Source organism: Macromonas nakdongensis, assembly GCF_002837145.1.
Lineage (GTDB): Bacteria > Pseudomonadota > Gammaproteobacteria > Burkholderiales > Burkholderiaceae_C > Macromonas_B > Macromonas_B nakdongensis.
In genome coordinates this window covers 1-1301 of the sequence record NZ_NWMV01000154.1, presented here as the reverse complement: position 1 = coordinate 1301, position 1301 = coordinate 1, and the positions used below count along the sequence as shown (strand labels likewise).

The window sequence follows — 1301 nt, the reverse complement described above, 5'->3', positions numbered from 1 at the left end:
ATGGCTCCCTCAGCTGATGCGGACTTGACAGCGCCCCGACCGTAAACCGCTTAACGTGCCCCTGCTGGGGCACGTTTCGTTTGCACACCACAACAACCACCCGGAGACACGCCATGACCGCCACCCCCCTGAACCGCCAGACCCTGGGCGACCTGCTGCGCCGCACGCGCCAGCGCTTCCCGCACAAACCCGCCATCCGCTGCGGCGACACCGCCTGGAGCTACGCCGAGTTCGACGACACCTGCAACGCCCTGGCCAATGGCTTGGCCGGCCTGGGCGTGGCGGTGGGCGACCGGGTGGCGGTGATCGCCCGCAACTCGCACGCCTTTGCCGCGCTGCGCTTTGCCGTGGCCCGGCTGGGCGCGGTGCTGGTGCCGGTCAACTTCATGCTCAGCGCCGAGGAGGCGAACTACATCCTGAGCCACAGCGGCGCCACCGTGCTCTGCACCGACAGCGGTTTTGCCGAACTGGGCCGGGCCGCCAGCGCGGGCACGGCCGTGCGCCAGCGCGTCTGGCTGCCCAGCGAAGGCCCGACCGAGCCCACCCCCGGCCTGCTGCGCTTCGACGCGCTGCTGCAAGCCGGCCCGGCTCCCGAGCGCGAGCTGGACGGGCGGATGCTGGCGCAGATCATCTACACCAGTGGCACCGAGTCGCGGCCCAAAGGCGCGATGCTGACGCACGAGGCGGTGATCGCCGAGTACGTGACCTGCCTGGTGGACGCCGACATCGCCGAGGGCGACACCGTGCTGCACGCGCTGCCGCTGTACCACTGCGCCCAGCTCGACGTGTTTTTCGGACCGGCGGTGTACGTGGGGGCCAGCAACGTCATCACCGGCACGCCCACACCGGACCACCTGCTGCAGCTGTTGGCGGCGCACCGCATCAGCTCCTTTTTCGCGCCGCCCACGGTGTGGATCGGGCTGCTGCGCTCGCCGCGCTTCGACCAGACCGACCTGAGCGCGCTGCGCAAGGGCTATTACGGCGCGTCCATCATGCCGGTGGCGGTGCTCAAGGAAATGCAGCAGCGCCTGCCCCAGGTGCGGCTGTGGAACCTGTACGGCCAGACCGAGATCGCCCCGGTGGCCACGGTCCTCAAGCCCGAGGACCAGTTGCGCAAGGCCGGCTCGGCCGGGCGCGCCGCGCTGAACGTGGAAACCCGGGTGGTGAACGACGCCATGGAAGACGTGGCCCCGGGCGAGGTGGGCGAGATCGTGCACCGCTCGCCGCAGCTGCTGAGCGGCTACTACCGCGACGAAGAACGCAGCGCCGCCGCCTTCGAAGGCGGCTGGTTCCACAGCGGC

Annotated in this window: 1 protein-coding gene; it reads left to right on the top strand. The window is 70.3% G+C overall.

All coding sequences use genetic code 11. The features are described 5' to 3' along the window. Positions 1-113: 113 nt before the first annotated feature. Positions 114-1301 (top strand): AMP-binding protein (locus CON77_RS14550; protein ID WP_101050293.1); only part of this gene is annotated, 1188 nt, incomplete at its 3' end.